The organism is Microbacterium marinum (assembly GCF_014204835.1).
In the GTDB taxonomy this organism is placed as follows: Bacteria; Actinomycetota; Actinomycetes; order Actinomycetales; family Microbacteriaceae; genus Microbacterium; species Microbacterium marinum.
The window spans coordinates 974848-993454 of record NZ_JACHMD010000001.1; the positions used below are offsets into that span (position 1 = coordinate 974848).

At 69.3% G+C, this 18607-nt stretch carries 18 protein-coding genes; 15 read left to right on the top strand and 3 right to left on the bottom strand.

What is annotated here, in order from left to right; all coding sequences use genetic code 11:
- Positions 1-6 precede the first annotated feature (6 nt).
- From BKA24_RS04700 to BKA24_RS04770, 15 genes are all read left to right on the top strand, one after another.
- Entirely contained in the window at positions 7-873 is an 867-nt protein-coding gene (locus BKA24_RS04700) for a hypothetical protein (protein WP_184215648.1), read from the top strand.
- Positions 874-1119: 246 nt separating this feature from the next.
- The gene (locus tag BKA24_RS04705) at positions 1120-1407 is read left to right on the top strand and encodes a WXG100 family type VII secretion target (RefSeq protein WP_184215649.1); all 288 of its coding nucleotides are present in this window, start codon (positions 1120-1122) and stop codon (positions 1405-1407) included.
- Positions 1408-1607: 200 nt separating this feature from the next.
- Positions 1608-1895, top strand: a complete 288-nt coding sequence (locus BKA24_RS04710; RefSeq protein WP_184215649.1) for a WXG100 family type VII secretion target — start codon at positions 1608-1610, stop codon at positions 1893-1895.
- Between the two features lie 77 nt (positions 1896-1972).
- Complete coding sequence (locus BKA24_RS04715) at positions 1973-2290, top strand: hypothetical protein (protein WP_184215651.1); 318 nt, start codon at positions 1973-1975, stop codon at positions 2288-2290.
- Positions 2271-3959: an alpha/beta hydrolase gene (locus tag BKA24_RS04720; RefSeq protein WP_184215654.1), complete on the top strand. Its 1689-nt coding sequence runs from the start codon at positions 2271-2273 to the stop codon at positions 3957-3959. The genes BKA24_RS04715 and BKA24_RS04720 overlap by 20 nt, the downstream gene beginning before the upstream one ends.
- A gap of 80 nt (positions 3960-4039) precedes the next feature.
- Entirely contained in the window at positions 4040-4582 is a 543-nt protein-coding gene (locus BKA24_RS04725) for a hypothetical protein (protein ID WP_184215655.1), read from the top strand.
- Between the two features lie 127 nt (positions 4583-4709).
- The gene (locus tag BKA24_RS04730) at positions 4710-5048 is read left to right on the top strand and encodes a flagellar protein FlgN (RefSeq protein ID WP_184215658.1); all 339 of its coding nucleotides are present in this window, start codon (positions 4710-4712) and stop codon (positions 5046-5048) included.
- Between the two features lie 14 nt (positions 5049-5062).
- The gene (locus BKA24_RS04735; RefSeq protein WP_184215660.1) at positions 5063-6289 is read left to right on the top strand and encodes a hypothetical protein; all 1227 of its coding nucleotides are present in this window, start codon (positions 5063-5065) and stop codon (positions 6287-6289) included.
- Positions 6286-6969, top strand: coding sequence for a hypothetical protein (locus BKA24_RS04740; RefSeq protein ID WP_184215662.1), 684 nt, complete (start codon positions 6286-6288; stop codon positions 6967-6969). The genes BKA24_RS04735 and BKA24_RS04740 overlap by 4 nt, the downstream gene beginning before the upstream one ends.
- Complete coding sequence (locus BKA24_RS04745; protein ID WP_184215664.1) at positions 6966-7787, top strand: hypothetical protein; 822 nt, start codon at positions 6966-6968, stop codon at positions 7785-7787. The genes BKA24_RS04740 and BKA24_RS04745 overlap by 4 nt, the downstream gene beginning before the upstream one ends.
- The gene (locus BKA24_RS04750) at positions 7784-8443 is read left to right on the top strand and encodes a protein TPRXL (protein ID WP_184215667.1); all 660 of its coding nucleotides are present in this window, start codon (positions 7784-7786) and stop codon (positions 8441-8443) included. Before BKA24_RS04745 ends, BKA24_RS04750 begins: the two co-directional genes overlap by 4 nt.
- A gap of 70 nt (positions 8444-8513) precedes the next feature.
- Positions 8514-10019: an AlkA N-terminal domain-containing protein gene (locus BKA24_RS04755; protein WP_184215669.1), complete on the top strand. Its 1506-nt coding sequence runs from the start codon at positions 8514-8516 to the stop codon at positions 10017-10019.
- Entirely contained in the window at positions 10016-10513 is a 498-nt protein-coding gene (locus tag BKA24_RS04760; RefSeq protein ID WP_184215670.1) for a methylated-DNA--[protein]-cysteine S-methyltransferase, read from the top strand. The genes BKA24_RS04755 and BKA24_RS04760 overlap by 4 nt, the downstream gene beginning before the upstream one ends.
- Before the next feature lie 298 nt (positions 10514-10811).
- Positions 10812-12632: an ABC transporter ATP-binding protein gene (locus BKA24_RS04765; RefSeq protein ID WP_184215672.1), complete on the top strand. Its 1821-nt coding sequence runs from the start codon at positions 10812-10814 to the stop codon at positions 12630-12632.
- Positions 12629-14440 (top strand): ABC transporter transmembrane domain-containing protein, encoded by a 1812-nt coding sequence (locus BKA24_RS04770; RefSeq protein WP_184215674.1) that lies wholly within the window; start codon positions 12629-12631, stop codon positions 14438-14440. Before BKA24_RS04765 ends, BKA24_RS04770 begins: the two co-directional genes overlap by 4 nt.
- A 59-nt stretch (positions 14441-14499) precedes the next feature.
- On the opposite strand, the gene yicI is transcribed toward BKA24_RS04770, so the two are convergent.
- The 3 genes from yicI to BKA24_RS04785 are packed head-to-tail and all read right to left on the bottom strand — an operon-like array spanning position 14500 to position 18586.
- The gene (gene yicI / locus BKA24_RS04775; protein WP_184215676.1) at positions 14500-16737 is read right to left on the bottom strand and encodes an alpha-xylosidase; all 2238 of its coding nucleotides are present in this window, start codon (positions 16735-16737) and stop codon (positions 14500-14502) included.
- On the bottom strand, positions 16737-17621 hold the full coding sequence (locus BKA24_RS04780; protein ID WP_221417276.1) for a carbohydrate ABC transporter permease: 885 nt from the start codon (positions 17619-17621) through the stop codon (positions 16737-16739). Before BKA24_RS04780 ends, yicI begins: the two co-directional genes overlap by 1 nt.
- Positions 17621-18586 carry a carbohydrate ABC transporter permease gene (locus BKA24_RS04785; protein WP_184215678.1) on the bottom strand — a complete coding sequence of 322 codons (966 nt, stop codon included), beginning with the start codon at positions 18584-18586 and terminating at the stop codon, positions 17621-17623. The genes BKA24_RS04780 and BKA24_RS04785 overlap by 1 nt, the downstream gene beginning before the upstream one ends.
- Positions 18587-18607 lie beyond the last annotated feature (21 nt).

Consider the following 18607-nt stretch of genomic DNA (forward strand, 5'->3'; position numbering starts at 1 on the left):
TTCTGCATGAGCACCCGTACCGTTCAGCTGGTGGGCAGCGACGAGGAGATCATCGCGGTCGCGCGTGCCGCTCCCGAAGCCATCGCCGCGGACCGCGGGCTTTCCAATCGCCTGCTCCCCGCCGTGATGCGCCTGTCGCGGGAGCGCCGCGACTTCGTATCCGGGCCGCGCGACGCGATCCCTGTCCCGCGCCGTTCGGACCTCGGAACAGGCTCCCACGACCGTGTCTGGGGCACCGTGCTCACCTTTGCGCTGCTGGCGGTCGTGACGGCGGCGTCGATGTTCCTGCCGCCCGTTCGCGGCGTCGTCGTCGACATCGAGATCGCGCTGCCGCTCGTCATCGTCGCGACGCCGATCGCCGCCGTGCTGCTGGTGGTCGTCGGGCTCCTCGCACGGCGGGCCTCGCCCTACCCCGCATACGTGGGGATGGTGATGACGGTGATCGTCGCCGTCGTCCTCGCGCTGCTCATCGGATACCGGATGATCGTCGGCACGGCATCCCGCGGCGTGCCCTTCACGCAGGAGCAGCTGGGATTGTGGTTCGTGGCCGGGGGCATCCTGCTGGTCGAACTGGTCGCCCTGGCGGTGATCTTCGCCCGCCGGCGCGGCAGCGCGACCAGCCCCGCGCGCGGCGCCGACGCGCGCGCCGACCGCAGCCGCGACGATCAGGCGCTCCGGAAGGAAGCAGTGCGGCTGGCCGCTTTCCGTCCGGATGCCGCAGACGCCGCCGCCCTGTCATCGCGATGGAATGCGGCGCTCAGCGCCGCGGACGTCTCCGACGAGACCCGCGCGCAGGGTCGGCGACTCGGCCCGGTGCCGTGGCTCGTCTGGGCCCATTTCGATGGCGAGATCGACGTCGCCGACCGACGGTGACCGGGTCGGCGTGGAGTGGGGGAGGAGTCCCCATCGACGCCCCCGCCCGCGCTGCCGCTCGCGCACTGTACGACGCGATGGCTCTCAGCCTGGACTGGGCTCCGGTGAGCGCTTCCGCCTGACACGGGTGGGGACAGCGGTCCGAGAAGTGGGGAGGTCTCCCCATTGGCGGATGGGGTGGGGTCGGGTTGACTGTTCTCATCGGCCCGGGGTGGGTCGGGTTTCCGATTACTGGAGGTGTGGACGATGGCCGATTTCGGTGCGTCTTATGGAGAGATGGAGCAGGTTGCGTCGTCGCTGTCGCAGGCTCGTGATGACATTCAGGGTCAGCTGGACACGCTGAAGTCGCAGGTCGACACTCTTCTGGGTGATGACTTCAAGACGCAGCACGCGTCGGGCAAGTTCGGTGAGGGCTACGGGGAGCTGACGACGGGTCTGAAGAGTGCCGTCGACGGCATCAACGACATGTCCGAGGCGCTACTGGGCATGATGCGCGCGATCCAGGACCTGGACCAGCAGCTCGCCGGCGGCTGAGTTCCGCTGGATTGCTCCGAGAAGGGGTCGGCCGTCAGGCCGGCCCCTTCTTCGTGTCTCCGCGGTAGGGGGCATATACGGCATCCGACCAGCGAGCGTCAAGTGGGGAGGTCTCCCCATTGGCGGATGGGGTGGGGTCGGGTTGACTGTTCTCATCGGCCCGGGGTGGGTCGGGTTTCCGATTACTGGAGGTGTGGACGATGGCCGATTTCGGTGCGTCTTATGGAGAGATGGAGCAGGTTGCGTCGTCGCTGTCGCAGGCTCGTGATGACATTCAGGGTCAGCTGGACACGCTGAAGTCGCAGGTCGACACTCTTCTGGGTGATGACTTCAAGACGCAGCACGCGTCGGGCAAGTTCGGTGAGGGCTACGGGGAGCTGACGACGGGTCTGAAGAGTGCCGTCGACGGCATCAACGACATGTCCGAAGCTCTGCTGGGCATGATGCGCGCGATCCAGGACCTGGACCAGCAGCTCGCCGGCGGTTGAACCGCGTCGAGGATCTGACCGTCGAATGGGCCGGGGCTGCATCGGCCCCGGCCCATTCGCCGTAGAGGGGGACCGCTGTGGCACGTGACGTCGACATCGACCGGGCACAGCTCGAGCAGGCCGCGTTGATCCTCGACGGCGCGCTGGGGGGATACCGCGCGCACATCGAGGACACCTGGCGGCGTGACACCGGCGTGGGCGACCCGTGCGGGCGCACACTGCTGCGTGTCATGCTCGAGAACGCGATCGGCGCGGCGCTGGTGCGCGCGCGCACCGAGACCGACGACGGGCTGCTGCTGGGCGAACAGCTCCGCGCCATCGTCGACTCCTTCGCGTCGCTCGATGCATCGCTCGGCGACGGATGGGATGCGGACTATGTCGCTGACCTCTCCTGACCGCGGTTACCTCCTCGAGCACATCGACTTCGATTCGGGCTCGATCGAGGCGCTGCACGGCGCGATCGTGAACGTGCTCGAGCACGCCGGAGATGCCCGCCTCGTGCTCGGCAACATCGAGGGCGGGCTCGAGGGGCGCGGCGCCGCGATCCGCGATGCGACGGCGGATGCCGGAGAGATCGCCCACCGCATCCGGCCGACCGTCGGCATGCTCCGGCGGATCTCCGTGGCGGTGCGCGGCTACGGGGAGGCCGTCGCTCAGCACGCCCGCGCCGCCAACGATCTCGTGCCGGAGATCGAAGCGGCTCATCGCGCCGTCGGCGACGCGGAGTCGGCTGCCGCGACCGCGCAGACCCGGGAGGGCGCGCTGTCGTCGGACGCCTCCGATGCACAGACCGCGCAGGCGGCATCCGCCGTCGAGATTGCCGAGGAAGATCTCGCCGCCCGTCGGAGGGCGCTCGCGGACCTGTGGGCGGCGTGGGAAGCCGCGTACGGCTTCTGGGACGACGCGTACGGCCAGGCGCTCGCGGCGATCGTGAATGTCGAGTCGGCCGGGGGATCGACCGCGATGCGTGCGGCGATCGATGCCCTGGCGAACGCGGACTCGCCCGCCGAGGTCGCCGAGATCTGGGCGGGCCTGACCGACGCGCAGCGCGACGACGTGACCTCCCGGCGGCCGGAGTTCGTCGGCAACCTCGAGGGCGTGCCGTATGCCACGAGATTCGAGGCCAACCGCGCCGTCTACGACGAGACGATCGCGGCCGGCCCCTATGGAGACCCCCTCGACAGCCAGTTCGAGCAGCTGGGGATCGAGCTGGACTGGAACGACGGGGAGCTCTTGATGTTCCACCCCTTCGAGCAGCCGCAGGCGACGGCAGCGGTGGTCTACGACGTGCGCCGAGACGAACGAGGTCAGGTGATCGACCCGTTCGCGGGCGTGACGAACGTGAACGTGCTCGTCGGGGGGATGTTCTCGGGCCTCGGTGATCTCGAGGATTGGGGACAGAGCGCCCGCGACCTCAACGACTACGCCGAGGCCTATGGCGCCCAGCCAACGGGCTCCGTGAGCATCGCGTGGTACGGATACGACTCGCCGAATCTGGCGACAGAGCACACCATGGGGAGTGCCACCGAGGGGGCGGCGCGCCTCGCGGCGACCCTCCGCGGGCTGGATGCCGAAGTGTCGTCGCAGATCACCACCTCGGTCATCGGCCACTCTTACGGCAGTACGACCGCGTTCCTGGCTGTGGGTGGCTCCCCGGAGGAGCTCGGTGTCGATCGGTTGATCGCAGTCGGCTCTGCGGGTGTGCCGGATGGGTATCACGCGGGCTGGACCGGAGATGCGCAGATGGACTACACGGGCACCGAGATATACGCCACGCGGGCACCGTGGGATTTCGTCGCCCGGTACGGAGAGGTCAGTTCCTTCGGTCACGGTACAGATCCCGCAGACATCCCCGGCGCGACGACGTTCGAGAGTGACGGCGGGACGGCGCCGGCTCTGGGTGGCGGCGATGAATCGGTGCTGTCGACCCCGGGGCACGCCTCACACGACGGCGGCAATTCGATCTGGGGATGGTGGGAGCAGGACAACGGCTACCTGGCACGGGACTCTGAGTCGTTCCGTAATATTGCCAACATCGTGGCGAACGGTGAGGTGCTGCAGTGAAAGCGAAACGGACGGCGGTGGCCCTTCTCGGCGCGGCGACGATGCTTGCTCTGCTGACCGGATGTGGAGGGGAACCCGACATGGAGCCGACGGCAGACGTGCGTGAGCGAGCCGAAGCGGTGTACTTCGACTACCGCGAGCAGACCAATCTCGTGCTCGCGATCATCGACGAGGGGCCTTGGGTGGTCGGTGGGAGTGCGGAGTACGGAATGGTTCCGTCATCGTCGGGCTGCGACGACGGCTGGAAGTTCGATCTGACGCGGTCGACCACGATCGATCCCGCGTCTGTGGACGGTCTCCGAGAGAAGGTTGCCGCTCACCTCGACGATGCGGGTTTCACCGTGGAGGGGATGGAGCTGGGCGCGGAGGGGGAGGGCTCGGGAGACGTCATCGTGCGTCAGCAGGGTGTGTTCTCTCTGCTGGTTGTGACCTTCGTCGACAACGGCAACGTTCTCGTCAAGGCCACCACGGCATGTCAGCACGGCGACGCCCGCGAGCTGGGCAAGGCGCTGTTCGGCGATGCGCGGCTGGCGGAAGGATATCTCCCGAGCGAGGAGTCTCCCTCCGACCCCCTGTTCTTCGGGATCGCCCCGGGCGACCCGCAGTTCGCGCCCGCTCCCTGACAGATCGCGGCGGCCCCTGTCAAGAGGGGAGTACTCTCCATCGCCATGCGCGTCGGCCGTCGATAGCGTGTCCTCAGACAACGCATCAGACGCTGCGGACAGAGCAGCCCGACGGGGGAGAGTCGCGATGACCGATGCCGTATGGATCAACTTCTCGACGCTGGATCGCACCAGCACCAGGCTCAAGAACATCATCACCGAGCTCGAGGATGCGGGCGACCTCGCCGATGAACTGGCCGACGCGATCGGCAAGCCGTACGGCAAGGGTGCTCTCTCTGACAAGGTGAGCGACTTCGAGGGTCGCTGGAACGACCGCCGCGGCGATCTTGTGCGCGACATCACGAAGATCCAGGAGCACGTGCAGGGCGTCCTCGACGGATTCAAGGACTGGGACGCAGAGACGGCAGCCGAGATGGACATCGACGCGTCGGGCACGACCGATGCGACCCGCCCGAGCGCGGTCTGACAACGGGGGAGACCATGGAACAGTCACCGGCAGGACGCACCATCAAGACCCTCGAGGGAGAGGCGTCCACGATCAAGCGGCGCGGACGTCGCATCGAGTCGATCGGTCGCCAGATGATCTCCAGCGCCGATGTGCTCGAGCAGCTCGTCAGCGAGGGCGACGACCAGCGCGGCAAGGCGATCGAGAAGATCCGCGAGATCGTGGGCGACACGCATCAGGAGCTCCGCCGAGCCGGGCGTATGTACGAGCCGACGGGGCCCGTCATCCTCGCGTACGGCCAGGCCGTCGAGGATTGCAAGCCGCGCATCCGAACGGCCGTCGACAACGCACAGGAGGCGTGGACCCGCTACGCGTCGGCTCCCGGACAGCGTTTCGAACGGTTCGGGCCGGCCCCGCTCGTCGAGGAAGTCGCCGAGCAGCAGGCTGAGGACGACCAGCAGAAGCGCGAGCTGTACGACGACTGGCTCGTGGAGGCCCGCGCGTTCGATCGCGAGTACGACACCTGGGAGGACGCGTTCGACGCCGCCGTGGACGGCATCGGCGAGGTGCTCGACGGATCGATCGAGGACGGCTTCTGGGACGACCTCGACGGCGTCGTCGCCGTCGTGCTCCAGGTGCTGAGCGTTGTCGCGATCGTCGTGGCCATCGCGGGCATCATCATCGGCGGCCCGATCTTCGCCCTCATCGGCGCGGTGGTCGGCGTCGCGACACTCCTGCTTACGGCTTATCAGGTGCTCCGACAGGATGCCGGTGCGGAGAAGCTGATCATCGCTCTCATCGGCGTGATCCCGATCGGCAAGATCGGCCTGCTGTTCCAGGGCAAGCCCGGTCTGCTCTCGTTCGGCGCCGAGATGGTCACCGCCTTCCGGCCCTCGGCCTGGTCGGCGGCGGCGGGCCAGCTGCGCTCGCTCTCGAGCGTCATGACGCTCAGCGGCGGTGGCATCCGAGGGCTCCTGAACGCGGGCCGCGGGCTCTACACGATGAACAACCCCGTCGGTTTCGCCGATGCGATGACGCGCTTCATGTTCGGCAAGAACACGACCCAGCTCACGAATCTGGCAGAGTCGGTCGCCGGCTCGGCGAACGGATGGTGCAACTCGACCGTGCTGTCGGCGGCCTGGGAGGGGACGTACATGATGGCGTCGGGCGCGTGGGGAATCGGCGACAAGATCGCTACCTGGACGGGCAATCCCGGCCGGAAGCCGAGTTCGCTGTTCCCGTGGGTCGGAGCCGTCCTGTGACCGACATCGCCGAGGTTCCGCCCGCGACCAGCGAGAACGACGACGAGCGGATGCCGCAGGGCTGGGCCGCCGGCATGTGGCGGCTCACGGGACACAGTGAGGTCCCCGGGTGGCTCCTCCTGCCCGCCGAGGTCGACGACCGCGACGCGTGGGTGCAGGCGCAGCTGGCCGAAATCCGCACGGCGTGGGCCGAGCACTGGCGGGACGAGTGGGCAGAGCCGGTCGCCGCTCTCCTGGGTGCGGCGCTCGATGCCCGCCCCGACGAGGCGGCGCTCGCGTTCGAGCTGTGGCCTGTGCCCGCACCGCTCGTCGCGCAGGTCAGCGCCTCGTTCGGCGCCCGGCCGGCGGCGCTTCCCGACGCGGTGCGAGAGGGCGACCTGTACCCCACCGAGCAGCTGGGGGACGGTGTGCTCCTGGTGCGGGAGTTGCCCGACCCCGTCACCGGGATCACCCTCATCGGCACCGACATCCTCTTCGCTTCGGCAGAGGCCGTCGTCCTCGTCCGGCTCGAGCCGACCCTTCCCGAACTGCATGCCATGCTGATCGGCCAGTTCCACGCCTTCGTGCACACGCTCGAGTTCCTCGGCCCCGACGGCACGCCGGTCCGCGGGGTCGCTCCCGAGGGAATGCTCGCCGCTCGGTCCGACGCCGACTGGGCTGATAGCGTGCCGACACGATGAGCTTCCTCCACGCCAGTGCCCAGGAGTGGGCCGAGGACCACTCCCTCGCCGCAGACGTCCGGTTCGGCCGCCTCGAGTCGATCGCCTTCCAGCGGCATCCGGAGATCTACCGCTGGTTCGGAGTGGATGGTTCCTCCGCCGCGGAGCGCGCGTCGCGGCCCGCGCCCTCGGCGTCCGGCCGGGCGCTCGTCTGGCTGACGGCGGTCATCGCGATCATCGGGATCGTCGCGCCCGTCGGTGCGGTGGCGGCCCTGGGCGGCGACCGATTCAACTTCTTCCGCATGGATGCCGAGAACTCGGTGCCCCTCGCAGGTGTGCTGTTCATCATCGCGGCGCTGACCCAGCTCGTCGTGCTCGTCCTGTGGATCGTGCGCGGCGCGCGCTGGGACGCCCTTGTCACCGGGATCGTCGTCGTCGCCGTCATCTTCTCGGGCTTCGGTCTGTTCGCCATGCCGAACAGCGCGGCCTACGACGACTTCACCGGGTGGGAGCCCTGGTACCCCGCCGTCATCGCGTCGTTCGTCATCTCGCTGGTGTCGGCGATCGCGATGTTCGCGCGCTTCCGGGTGCGCGCGCCCGAGGCGGTCGCCGATGAGCCGGCCGCGCCCCCCGCGGTCGACGCCGTGAGCGCGGCGGGCGCGGCGATCGCCGCGCTTCCCGCCGCGGAGCGCGCGGCGATCCTCTCCGACCGCGACAACGCCCTCGAGATTTTGCACAGTCGCGGCATCCTCGACGAAGCGACCCTCGAACGCGCCCTCGGGCACGACCTCGGCACCCTCTTCCTGCTCGATGACTCTCCCTCCGGAGGCACGCGATGACCGATCCCCACGGCCTGCAGTCCACCCCCGAGCGCATCAGCCTGCGCGAGCAGCTCGGCGTCCGAGCCGACCCTGCGTTCGCCCTCGCCCTCCCGACCGGATGGGTCCGCCGTGAGGCGTCGGAGCAGACGCAGGAGGAGATGACGCGCGACGTCCGCCGGCGCCTGCTGGACGCCCACCGGCCCGACCTCTTCGCGCGGATCCGACCTCTGCTCGCGGACGCGTTCGCCCAGATGGCGGATGCCGATGTCATCGCGTTCTTCGCCCCGGCGACCGGCGACGACACCGCGCTCGCGCTGCCCGCCTCGCTCGTGGCATCCCTGCGCACGCCGACGACACCGGGCGACACGCTCGACTCCCTCGTGCAGGCGCTGATCCGCCAGGAGGGGGCGACTCCGCTCCTCGGAGACAAGCGTTTCCTGCGGTTCGAGCGCGAGACCCGCCAGGTGTTCGAGGACGCGCCGGTGCGCGTCACCCAGGTCGTCTACCTCACGCCGATCCCCGGGACGGGCCGCCGCCGCGGGCTGCAGCTCACGGCATCCGTGATCCGACCCGACGACGCTCCCGCCGACGACCGGCCCAACGTGCTCGTCAAGGCGCTGCTGGACGCATGCGTATCGTCGCTGTCGTGGAGCGTGGAACCGGCGACGGTGTGACCCGGACGCGGCTCACCGCCGCGTCCGATTTCCGCCAGCCGGTGGGGGAGGGTCGTGCCAGGCTGGACGCATGACCTCGAACGCCGCCACCTTCGATGAGCGTTATCGCGCGATCGACGCGAGGGACGCGCGCTTCGACGGTCAATTCGTCACCGCCGTCCGCACGACGGGGATCTACTGCCGGCCCAGCTGCCCGGCGCGCACTCCGAAGCCGGCCAACGTCACGTTTTACCCCACCAGTGCCGCCGCGCACGAGGCCGGCTTCCGCGCCTGCAAGAGATGCCTGCCCGAAGCCACCCCGGGGTCGCCGGAATGGAACCTCCGTGGGGACGTCGCCGGGCGCGCCATGCGCCTCATCGCCGACGGCGTCGTCGATCGTGACGGCGTGACGGGGCTCGCCGCGCAGCTCGGATACTCGACACGGCACCTCACGCGACTCCTCGCCGGCGAGCTGGGAGCAGGCCCCCTCGCCCTCGCGCGCGCGCACCGCGCGCACACCGCGCGCACCCTCCTCGTCGACACCGACCTGCCCGTCGCCGATGTCGCATTCGCCGCGGGATTCGCCAGCGTGCGCCAGTTCAACGAGACGATGGCCGAGGTCTTCGCGCTCACGCCGACCCAGTTGCGCGCCCGGCGGACCGCCGGCGCGCGTCCGCCGGGTCGGATCGAGCTCTTCCTCCCGTTCCGCGAGCCTTTCGACGCGACGGGCCTCTTCGGCTGGATGAGAGCTCACGCCGTACCGGGCGCCGAGATCGGGGAGCCCGATCGGTTCTCTCGCGTGCTTCTTCTGCCGGGCGGCCCTGCGTGGTTCGAGGTCAGCCTTGCTTCCGCCGGACGCCTGCGGCTTCACGTCGAGCTCGCCTCGCTGCGAGATCTTTCCGCGCTGATCTCCCGCGTGCGCCGACTCTTCGATCTGGATGCCGACCCGGAAGCCGTCGACGAGGCGCTCTCCCGGCACCCGGAGGTCCGTCCCCTGGTGGCCGCCGTCCCCGGGGTGCGCCTGCCCGCCGCCGTCGACGCGGGAGAGATGCTCATCCGCGCCATGATCGGACAGCAGATCAGTGTCGCCGCGGCGCGCACCGTGATGGGGCGGCTGGTCGCCGAACTCGGGGAGCCCGTAGAGACGTCCCGCGGGCCGATGGCGCTGTTCCCCACCCCGCACGCGATCGCCGAGCACGGCGCCGAGGTGCTGCGGGGACCGGCCGCGCGCGTGCGCGCCATCGTGGGGGCGGCGACCGCTCTTTCCACAGGAGAGCTGCGACTCGGTCCGGGGGACGACTCCTCCGAGCAGCGCGCCTCACTCCTGGCCCTCCCCGGCATCGGCCCGTGGACCGCCGACTATGTACGGATGCGGGTGCTCGGCGACCCCGACATCCTGCTGCCCGGCGATGTCGCCGCGCGCGCGGGCGCCGCCGCCGCAGGGATCCCGTCCGACGCCGCCGGCCTCACCGCATGGGCCACTCGGACGGCGCCCTGGCGAAGCTACCTCATGGCCCACCTCTGGTACGCCGCACCCGTGACGCAGGCCTGGCGTCACCCGGCTGAGACCCTCCCCTCTGGAAAGGCAACCCGATGACCGTCCTCCTGCAGACCGTCGAGACCGCCGACGGCCCGTTCACGATCCTCGAAGACGACGGCGTCGTGCTCGCCTCCGGATGGACGGCGGACCCGCAAGAGATCGTGAACCGACTGCGCCCCGCGGACCGCCCCGTCCCGGTAGCTCCTGCGGCACCCGTCATCACCGCGGCCACCGAAGCCGTCACCGCGTACTACGCCGGCGAGCTCGCCGCCATCGACGCCGTCCGCGTCCGCCAGCACGGGACCGCGATGCAGCTGGCCGGCTGGCAGGCGCTCCGCACCATCGAACCCGGGCGCCCGCTCACCTACGCCGGATTCGCCGCGGTCCTCGGATCCCCGTCGGCCGTCCGCGCCGCGGCATCCATCTGCGCGAAGAACGCACCCGCGCTGTTCGTGCCCTGCCACCGGGTGCTGCGCACCGGGGGAGCGCTCGGCGGATTCGCGTGGGGACTCTCCGTGAAGGAGAGCCTGCTCGCACGCGAGGCGATCTGACCCGGCGCCAGAAAGCGCTTGCTTTCAGCGAATACTCAGCGATATCCTGGAGGGCTCCCGCGCACGATGCGGGCGCCACGACCGGCCCTATCGAGGAGGAAGCCATGTTCCCGGAGATCGTCTACACGAAGTCCGTCGCCTTCCTCGCCGCCGGACGCCCCGCCCGACAGGGATGACTCCGCGCGGAAGTTCTCCGCGCCTCCCGATGTTCTCCCTCGACGGGCCGATTCGGCCCTGATCGTCTGCGCCCTGTGGCGCGCCTCGCCGCCCCGGCATCCTCTCTCACCTCTGCAGGAACATGACTTCTTCGACGCCTCCCCGTCTGTCCACCGCCCGCTCTCTCGCGCGCCTCATCCCCTTCGCGCGCCCCGTTCTGCCGCGACTCGGCCTCGGCGCCGCCAGCGCGCTGCTGGCGAGCCTGCTCGGCCTCGGCATCCCTCTCGTCCTTGAACAGATCGTGGGCACGGACGGCCCCATCGCCTCCGGCGAGCCCGGCCTCATCGCCGTCGGCGCGGCCGTCGTGCTGCTGCTCGGCCTCCTCGAAGCGCTCATGGTGTGGGCGCGCCGGTGGTTCGTCCTCGCCCCGGCGACCGCCGTCGAATACGAGCTCCGCACCGACTTCTACTCGCGGCTGCAGCGACTCCCCGTCGCCTTCCACGACCGGTGGCAGTCGGGGCAGCTGCTCAGCCGCATGATGCAGGACATCAGCCTCATCCGCCGGTGGCTCGCCTTCGGCGTCGTCCTGCTCGTCGTCAACGTCATCACGATCGTGGTCGGCTCGATCATCCTCTTCCGGTGGCACTGGCTGCTCGGCACGATCTTCGTCGTGGTGTCGGCGCCGCTGTGGGTCGCGGGCTACATCTTCGAGAACCGATACGGCGCCCTCTCGCGCCAGAGCCAGGACCAGGCCGGTGACCTCGCCACCGCGGTCGAGGAATCCGTCCACGGCATCCGCGTGCTGAAGGCCTTCGGACGCGGCTCGCACGCCCTGAAGAAGTTCACCCGCCAGGCCGAGACGCTCCGCCAGACCGAGATCAACAAGGCCCGGGCCGTGGGATGGATCTGGTTCTGGCTCGTGCTGCTGCCCGACATCGCCTTCGCGCTGTGCCTGGGCGCGGGGATCTACCTCGCGGCATCCGGCGAGATCGACCAGGGTGCACTCATCGCGTTCTTCGCGATGGCGACCATCCTGCGGTGGCCGGTCGAGTCGATCGGCTTCCTGTTCTCCTTCCTCGTCGACGCGCGCACCGCGACCGACCGCATCTTCGAGGTCTTCGACGAGGAGAACACCATCGTCGACCCCGAGAACCCCACCACGATCGACCGCCCGCGTGGCGAGCTCGTCTTCGAGGGCGCGCGGTTCCGGTATCAGGATGCCGGGAGCGCGGAGCGCGACCTCCTCGACGGGATCGACCTGTCGCTCCGGCCGGGGGAGACCATGGCCCTCGTAGGGCTGACGGGGTCGGGGAAGACCACCCTGACGACCCTGCCGGGACGTCTGTACGACGTGACGGGTGGTCGTGTGACCCTCGACGGTGTCGACGTGCGCGACCTGACGCTCAGCGAACTGCGCCGCCACGTCGGCATGGCCTTCGAAGACGCGACGCTGTTCTCGCAGTCCGTCCGCGAGAACGTGCTACTGGGCCGCGAAGACCTCGAGCGCGGAAGCGCCGAAGCCGAGCGCGTGATGCGCGAGGCGCTCGACGTGGCGCAGGCGTCGTTCGTCGACGACCTCCCGAACGGCGTGGACACGATCATCGGCGAAGAGGGCCTCAGCCTCTCCGGCGGTCAGCGTCAGCGTCTCGCGCTCGCGCGCGCGGTCGCCGCCCGGCCCGCGGTCCTCGTCCTCGACGACCCGCTGTCCGCCCTCGACGTCGACACCGAGGCGCTCGTCGAGGATGCCCTCCGCGAAGTCCTCGCCGAGACGACGGCGCTCGTCGTCGCCCACCGACCGTCGACGGTCATGCTGGCCGACCGGGTCGCGCTCCTCCAGGAGGGGCGGATCACCGCGGTCGGCACGCACTCCGAGCTCCTGCGCAGCAGCGAGCACTACCGGCACGTCATCTCGAGCCTCGAGGACGAGCAGGAACGTCAGCACGAGAGGGAGGTGTCCCTGTGAGCACCGTCACCGGGACCAGCGGCGAAGACCGCTCCGACTACACCCGCGCCGAGAGCCGTGAGATCCGGCGCCGCTCGCTTCGCCTGCTCGGTTCGCTGGTCACCCCGCTGCGCCTGCAGCTGGTGCTCGCCGCGATCGTCCTCGTCATCTCCACCGCGCTCCGCGTCGCGGGGCCCGCCCTCGTCGGCTGGGGCATCGCGAACGCGCTGCCCGCGGTGCGTGCCGAAGCGGACTGGATGCCGACGATCCTCGTCGTGATCATCTTCCTCATCACCGCTGTCGGCGGCGCCGCGCTCATCGGCTGGTACGCCGTCGTCGCGGCGCGACTGACGCAGGCGGTGATGCTCGACCTCCGCAAGCGGATCTTCCTGCACACGCAGCGGCTGAGCCTCGAGTTCCACGAGTCGTACACGTCGGGCCGGATCATCTCGCGTCAGACCAGCGACCTGGACACGATCCGCGAGCTGCTCGACGGCGGGCTCAACGAGCTCGTCTCGGGTCTGCTGTACGGCGGGTTCACCCTCGTCGCCCTGCTGCTGCTCGACTGGCAGTCCGGCCTCATCCTCGCCGCGATGGGCATCCCGCTTTACTTCCTCATGCGCTGGTTCTACCTCCGCTCGCAGGTCGTCTACCGGGAGTCCCGCGTCATCAGCGCGAAGGTGATCGTCAAGTTCGTCGAATCGATGACCGGCATCCGCGCCGTCAAGGCGTTCCGCAAGGAGCCGGCCAACGATCGCGAGTTCGGCGGCCTCTCCAGCGACTACCGCGACGTGAACATGCGGTCGATCCGCCTGTTCGGCACCTTCGAGCCCGGGATGATGGCGCTCGCGTCGGTGTCGCTGGCGCTCGTCGTCTTCTGGGGCGGATTCCGCGTCACCAGCGGCGCGCTCGAACTCGGCTTCCTGCTCTCGGCGGTCCTGTACGTGCGGAACTTCTTCGCACCGATGCAGGAGGTGGCCTTCTTTCTCAACTCGTACCAGTCGGCGACGGCTGCGCTCGAGAAGGTGTCGGGCGTGCTCGAGGAGTCGCCCACCGTTCCCGACCCCGCGAAGCCGGTCGATCTGTGGGAGGCGCGCGGACACCTCCGGTTCGAGGACGTCACGTTCGGGTACTCCGACGACCGGACGATCCTGCCCGACTTCGCTCTCGACATCCCGGCGGGGCAGACGATCGCGCTCGTCGGCACCACCGGCGCGGGCAAGTCGACGCTCGCGAAGCTGATCGCACGGTTCTACGACCCCACCCGGGGCCGCCTCACCCTCGACGGGGTGGACCTGCGGCAGCTGCACCCGAAGGATCTCCGCCGGGCGATCGTGATGGTCACGCAGGAGGCCTACCTCTTCAGCGGCACCGTCGCGGACAACATCGCCCTCGGAAAGCCCGACGCGACCCTCGACGAGATCCAGGCGGCCGCTCGCGCCGTCGGCGCCCACGCCTTCATCGAGCGACTGCCCGACGGGTATGCGACGGACGTGAACAAGCGTGGTGGCCGCGTGTCGGCGGGGCAGCGTCAGCTGATCTCGTTCGCGCGGGCTTTCCTCGCCGACCCGGCGGTGCTGATCCTCGACGAGGCGACGGCGTCGCTCGACATCCCGAGCGAACGGCAGATCCAGGAGGCCCTCGGGACCCTGCTGGCCGACCGCACCGCGATCATCATCGCGCACCGGTTGTCGACGGTGGCGATCGCCGACCGTGTGCTCGTGATGGAGCACGGCCGGATCATCGAGGACGACACCCCCGCCGCCCTCATCGCCGGCACCGGCAAGTTCGCGCAGCTGCACAGCGCCTGGCGGGAGTCGCTGGTCTGAAGACCAAGAGCGGATGCCGCGGCCCTGGGTGACAGCCCGGGCCGCGGCATCCGCTCGTTTCAGCCGGTGACCTCGTCGAGCGAGACGGTGAAGACCTCGCGGCGTCCGTCGGGCGTGGTGACGGCGACGTCGCGCTGCCCCGTTCCGCCGGCGAACACGCGCAGCTGAAGCCCGTCGAGGTAGTCGTAGTCGGGGCGGTCCGTGCGGGCTCCCCAGGGGATGACGGCACCCGCACGCGCGTACAGCGGCAGGGAGAAGACGTCGTGGCGCTCCCGGCGCCAGCGGCCGCCCTCGACCTGCTCGCCGCTCAGCAGATGGGTCCACGTGCCCTCCGGCAGATAGAACTCGACCTCGCCGTCGGCCGACAGCACGGGTGCGACGAGCAGGTCGCCGCCGAGCATGAACTGTCGGTCCAGGTGCCCTACGGTGGGGTCCTCGGGGAACTCCAGTTGCATCGGTCGGAAGACGGGGATGCCGGTGGCGGCGGCATCCACACCGAGCTGGAACAGGTAGGGCATCAGCCGCATCTTCAGGTGGGTGAAGCGGCGGGTGACCTCGACCGCCTCCTCGTCGAAGTTCCACGGCACGCGGTACGAGCTCGACCCGTGGAAGCGGCTGTGCGTGCTGAGGAGCCCGAACGCGGTCCAGCGTTTGAAGACGGTCGGGTCGGGCGTGCCTTCGAATCCGCCGATGTCGTGGCTCCAGTGCGCGAAGCCGCTGAAGGCGAGGGACAGCCCGCCGCGGAGGGTCTCGGCCATCGATGGGAACGTTGAGGTGTTGTCGCCGCCCCAGTGCACCGGCATCCGCTGTCCGCCGGTCGTGGCGGAGCGGGCGAAGAGCACGGCCTCGCCCTCGCCGCGCTCGCTCACGAGGACGTCGTGGACGGCCGCGTTGTAGAGCTGCGTGTACAGGTTGTGCATGCGTTCGGGGTCGGAGCCGTCGGCCCACTCGACGTCGACCGGGATCCGCTCGCCGAAGTCGGTCTTGAAGCAGTCGACGCCCTGGTCGACCAGGGCGCGTAGCTTGCCCTGGTACCAGGCGGTCGCATCGGGGTTGGTGAAGTCGACGAGTCCCATGCCCGCCTGCCACTTGTCCCACTGCCAGATGGTGCCGTCGGGGCGCCGGACGAGGAAGCCGGCTTCGGCGGCCTCGGCGAACAGGGCGGAGCGCTGGCCGATGTAGGGGTTGATCCAGACGCTCACCCGCAGGTCTTTCGCGTGCAGGCGCTCGAGCATGCCGTCGGGGTCGGGGAAGACCCGGGGATCCCACTCGAAGTCGCACCAGTTGAACTCGCGCATCCAGAAGCAGTCGAAGTGGAAGACCGACACGGGCAGCTCGCGCCGTGCCATCTCGTCGATGAACGAGGTCACCGTCGCCTCGTCGTAGTCGGTCGTGAACGACGTCGACAGCCAGAGCCCGTACGACCAGGCCGGGACGACGGGCGGGCGCCCCGTGAGCGCCGTGTAGCGCGAGAGCACGTCCTTCGGGGTGGGGCCTGCGAAGACGAAGTACTCCAGGGCCTCGCCCGACGCGGAGAACTGCACCCGCTCGACCGCTTCGGACCCGACCTCGAACGACACGTGACCCGGGTCGTTCACGAGCACGCCGTAGCCGCGGCTGGTGAGGTAGAACGGGATATTTTTGTATGCCTGCTCGCTCGAGGTGCCACCGTCGGCGTTCCAGATCTCGACGCTCTGGCCGTTCTTGACCAGCGGGCCGAAGCGCTCGCCGAGCCCGTAGACGAGCTCCCCGACGCCGAGGTCCAGCTGCTCGCGGACGTAGGCGGATGCCACGGGCAGGTCCATTCCGCTCACGCGGTCGCCGACGACCCCGGCATCCACCTGCGCGTCCGGATCGACCCCGAGCCACGCGGGAGCGCGGAATCCGCTGCCGGTGATCCGTGTGCCGTCGACTTCGAAATCGAGGGACCACGGGGCCCCGTGGCGCACCCGTGCCACGAGGGAGCCGGTGCGCAGCTCTGCCGTGTCGGAGGACGCCGTCGCGTGCCCGGCTCCTCCCGCGACGGCGCCGGGCAGCTCGAATCCGCTGTGGCGACGGGAGCCGGCGTGGCGTTCGATGCGGACCCGGACCACCCCTTCGAGCGGGGAGGAGAGGGTGACGGTGAGGAGGGCGCGGTTGAGGGTGTCGCCGCGCGTGGCGATCACGGCGGTCGTCGCCGAGACGACGACGCTCTCCCCGTCGGTGGGGTGGATGCCGGTATCGAGGTCGTACGCCTCCTGGGCGTACAGCGGGCTGACGCCGGGACGCAGCTGCCAGAAACCATCGGTGAACTTCATTACTTGACTGCTCCTGCGGTGATGCCGCGCGTGAGGGTGCGCTGGAAGATGAGGAAGAAGATGAGGGTCGGGATGATGCCCAGCAGCGCGGACGCGCTGGTGGTGGTCACATCCATGAGGCGGTCGCCCTGCAGCACGCTGATCGCGACGGGCACGGTCTGGTTCGCGTTGGAGGCGAGGAAAGTCAGAGGGATGAGGAACTCGTTCCACGTCCAGATGAAGAAGAAGATGAGCAGCACCGACAGGGTCGGACGGCTGATGGGGAACACCACCCGCCAGAGGATCTGCCACCTGCTGGCCCCGTCGAGGGATGCCGCTTCGAGCACTTCCTTGGGGAAGGTGCCGTACACCGACGACAGGAGATAGGTGCCGAAGGCCGCCTGGATGACGACGAAGATGATGATCACCGCCCAGACGCTGTCGTACAGGCCCACCGATTTGAACATGTAGTACAGCGGGTAGAGCAGCGCCTCCTGCGGCAGCAGGTTCGCGAGGAGGAAGAGCAGCACGATCGACGTGCGGCCCTTCACACGCCCGATGCCGATCGCGAACGCGTTGAGCATCGAGATCAAAACGGCCAGGACCGCCACGATCCCGGAGATGAAGACGGAGTTCCAGACCTTCTCGGGGAAGTTCACCCGCTCCCAGAACTTCCCGATGCCGGTGAAGTCCAACGCCTGGGGGAGCGCGAGGGGTCCGGAGGTCGCGTAGTCGACCGGCGACTTGAAGGAGTTGACGAGCACGAGGTAGAACGGCGCCACGATGGCGAGCGCGCCGAGGGCGACGAGGCCGATCACGACCCAGTCGCGTCCGCGCCGTCGTGTCATGCCGCCGCGGGGGCGGGTCTTGCGGGCGGATGCCGGGGGGATCATCGCGGTGGCCATCACAGTCCCGCCCTTTCCTTGCGCTCGAGCGTGTTCTGCACGCGGACGAAGACGATCGAGACGATCACTACGACGATCGTGAGGACGGTGGCGATGGTCGCGCCGTAACCCACGTTCCGCTTCGTGAAGAACTCCTGGTACGCGTAGTACGCGGGGACGAGGGTCGCGCCTGCAGGGCCGCCCCTCGTGATCACGTACACGGGGCCGAACACCTTCAGCGCCGCGATCGTGCACGTCAGGGTGACGACGAAGATCTCGGGCCGGATGATGCTCATCGTGATGGCGGTGAACCGCTGGCCCCAGTTCGCGCCGTCGAGCTCGGCAGCCTCGTAGAGCTCGGGGTCGACGCGCTGCAGCGCCGCCATGAAGACGACGACGGGGTAGCCGATCTGCACCCACACGAGGACGACCATGAGGACGATGAGGGCGGACGGCATCTGCCCGAGCCAGTCGACCGGTCCGATGCCGAACGAGCCGAGGATCTGGTTGAGGGCGCCGTCTCCGCCGGGCCGGACGATCCAGCCGATCACGATGCCGGCGACGGCGACGGGGAGGATCTGGGGCAGGTAGTAGGTGGCACGCAGGAAGCTCGCGACGCGGCCGCCGAACTTTCGCCCGATGACGTCGAAGAGCGCCGCGGCGACGAAGAGGCCGATGATCGTCGGGACGACGACCATGGCGAGCACCATCCACACCGAGTTCGCGAACGACGTCCAGAAGTCGTCGTCGCCGAGGATGGCGATCCAGTTCTCCGCCCCGACGATCTCGGGGCTGCCGACACCCCGCCAGTCGGTGAAGGTGAGGAACAGGTTCCACACCAGGGGGATGACGACGATGACCAGCAGCAGCACGAAACCCGGCAGCAGGTACAGCCAGTAGCCGGCCCGGCTCGTTCCGCACTGCGGGATCGAGGGCTCCTCCGGGGGGAGAGCCGTGCGCAGAGTGCGCGTGGCGGTAGCGCTCATAGGGACTCCAGAGTGGGGGAG

What these genes read in the sequence shown, in the direction of transcription:
- BKA24_RS04780 (WP_221417276.1), bottom strand. Translation starts at nt 17,621, where the DNA reads ATGGCCACCGCGATGATCCCCCCGGCATCCGCCCGCAAGACCCGCCCC.
- BKA24_RS04755 (WP_184215669.1), top strand. Translation starts at nt 8,514, where the DNA reads ATGACCTCGAACGCCGCCACCTTCGATGAGCGTTATCGCGCGATCGAC.
- BKA24_RS04760 (WP_184215670.1), top strand. Translation starts at nt 10,016, where the DNA reads ATGACCGTCCTCCTGCAGACCGTCGAGACCGCCGACGGCCCGTTCACG.
- BKA24_RS04730 (WP_184215658.1), top strand. Translation starts at nt 4,710, where the DNA reads ATGACCGATGCCGTATGGATCAACTTCTCGACGCTGGATCGCACCAGC.
- BKA24_RS04725 (WP_184215655.1), top strand. Translation starts at nt 4,040, where the DNA reads ATGGAGCCGACGGCAGACGTGCGTGAGCGAGCCGAAGCGGTGTACTTC.
- BKA24_RS04745 (WP_184215664.1), top strand. Translation starts at nt 6,966, where the DNA reads ATGAGCTTCCTCCACGCCAGTGCCCAGGAGTGGGCCGAGGACCACTCC.
- yicI (WP_184215676.1), bottom strand. Translation starts at nt 16,737, where the DNA reads ATGAAGTTCACCGATGGTTTCTGGCAGCTGCGTCCCGGCGTCAGCCCG.
- BKA24_RS04710 (WP_184215649.1), top strand. Translation starts at nt 1,608, where the DNA reads ATGGCCGATTTCGGTGCGTCTTATGGAGAGATGGAGCAGGTTGCGTCG.
- BKA24_RS04765 (WP_184215672.1), top strand. Translation starts at nt 10,812, where the DNA reads ATGACTTCTTCGACGCCTCCCCGTCTGTCCACCGCCCGCTCTCTCGCG.
- BKA24_RS04720 (WP_184215654.1), top strand. Translation starts at nt 2,271, where the DNA reads ATGTCGCTGACCTCTCCTGACCGCGGTTACCTCCTCGAGCACATCGAC.
- BKA24_RS04700 (WP_184215648.1), top strand. Translation starts at nt 7, where the DNA reads ATGAGCACCCGTACCGTTCAGCTGGTGGGCAGCGACGAGGAGATCATC.
- BKA24_RS04735 (WP_184215660.1), top strand. Translation starts at nt 5,063, where the DNA reads ATGGAACAGTCACCGGCAGGACGCACCATCAAGACCCTCGAGGGAGAG.
- BKA24_RS04750 (WP_184215667.1), top strand. Translation starts at nt 7,784, where the DNA reads ATGACCGATCCCCACGGCCTGCAGTCCACCCCCGAGCGCATCAGCCTG.
- BKA24_RS04705 (WP_184215649.1), top strand. Translation starts at nt 1,120, where the DNA reads ATGGCCGATTTCGGTGCGTCTTATGGAGAGATGGAGCAGGTTGCGTCG.
- BKA24_RS04785 (WP_184215678.1), bottom strand. Translation starts at nt 18,586, where the DNA reads ATGAGCGCTACCGCCACGCGCACTCTGCGCACGGCTCTCCCCCCGGAG.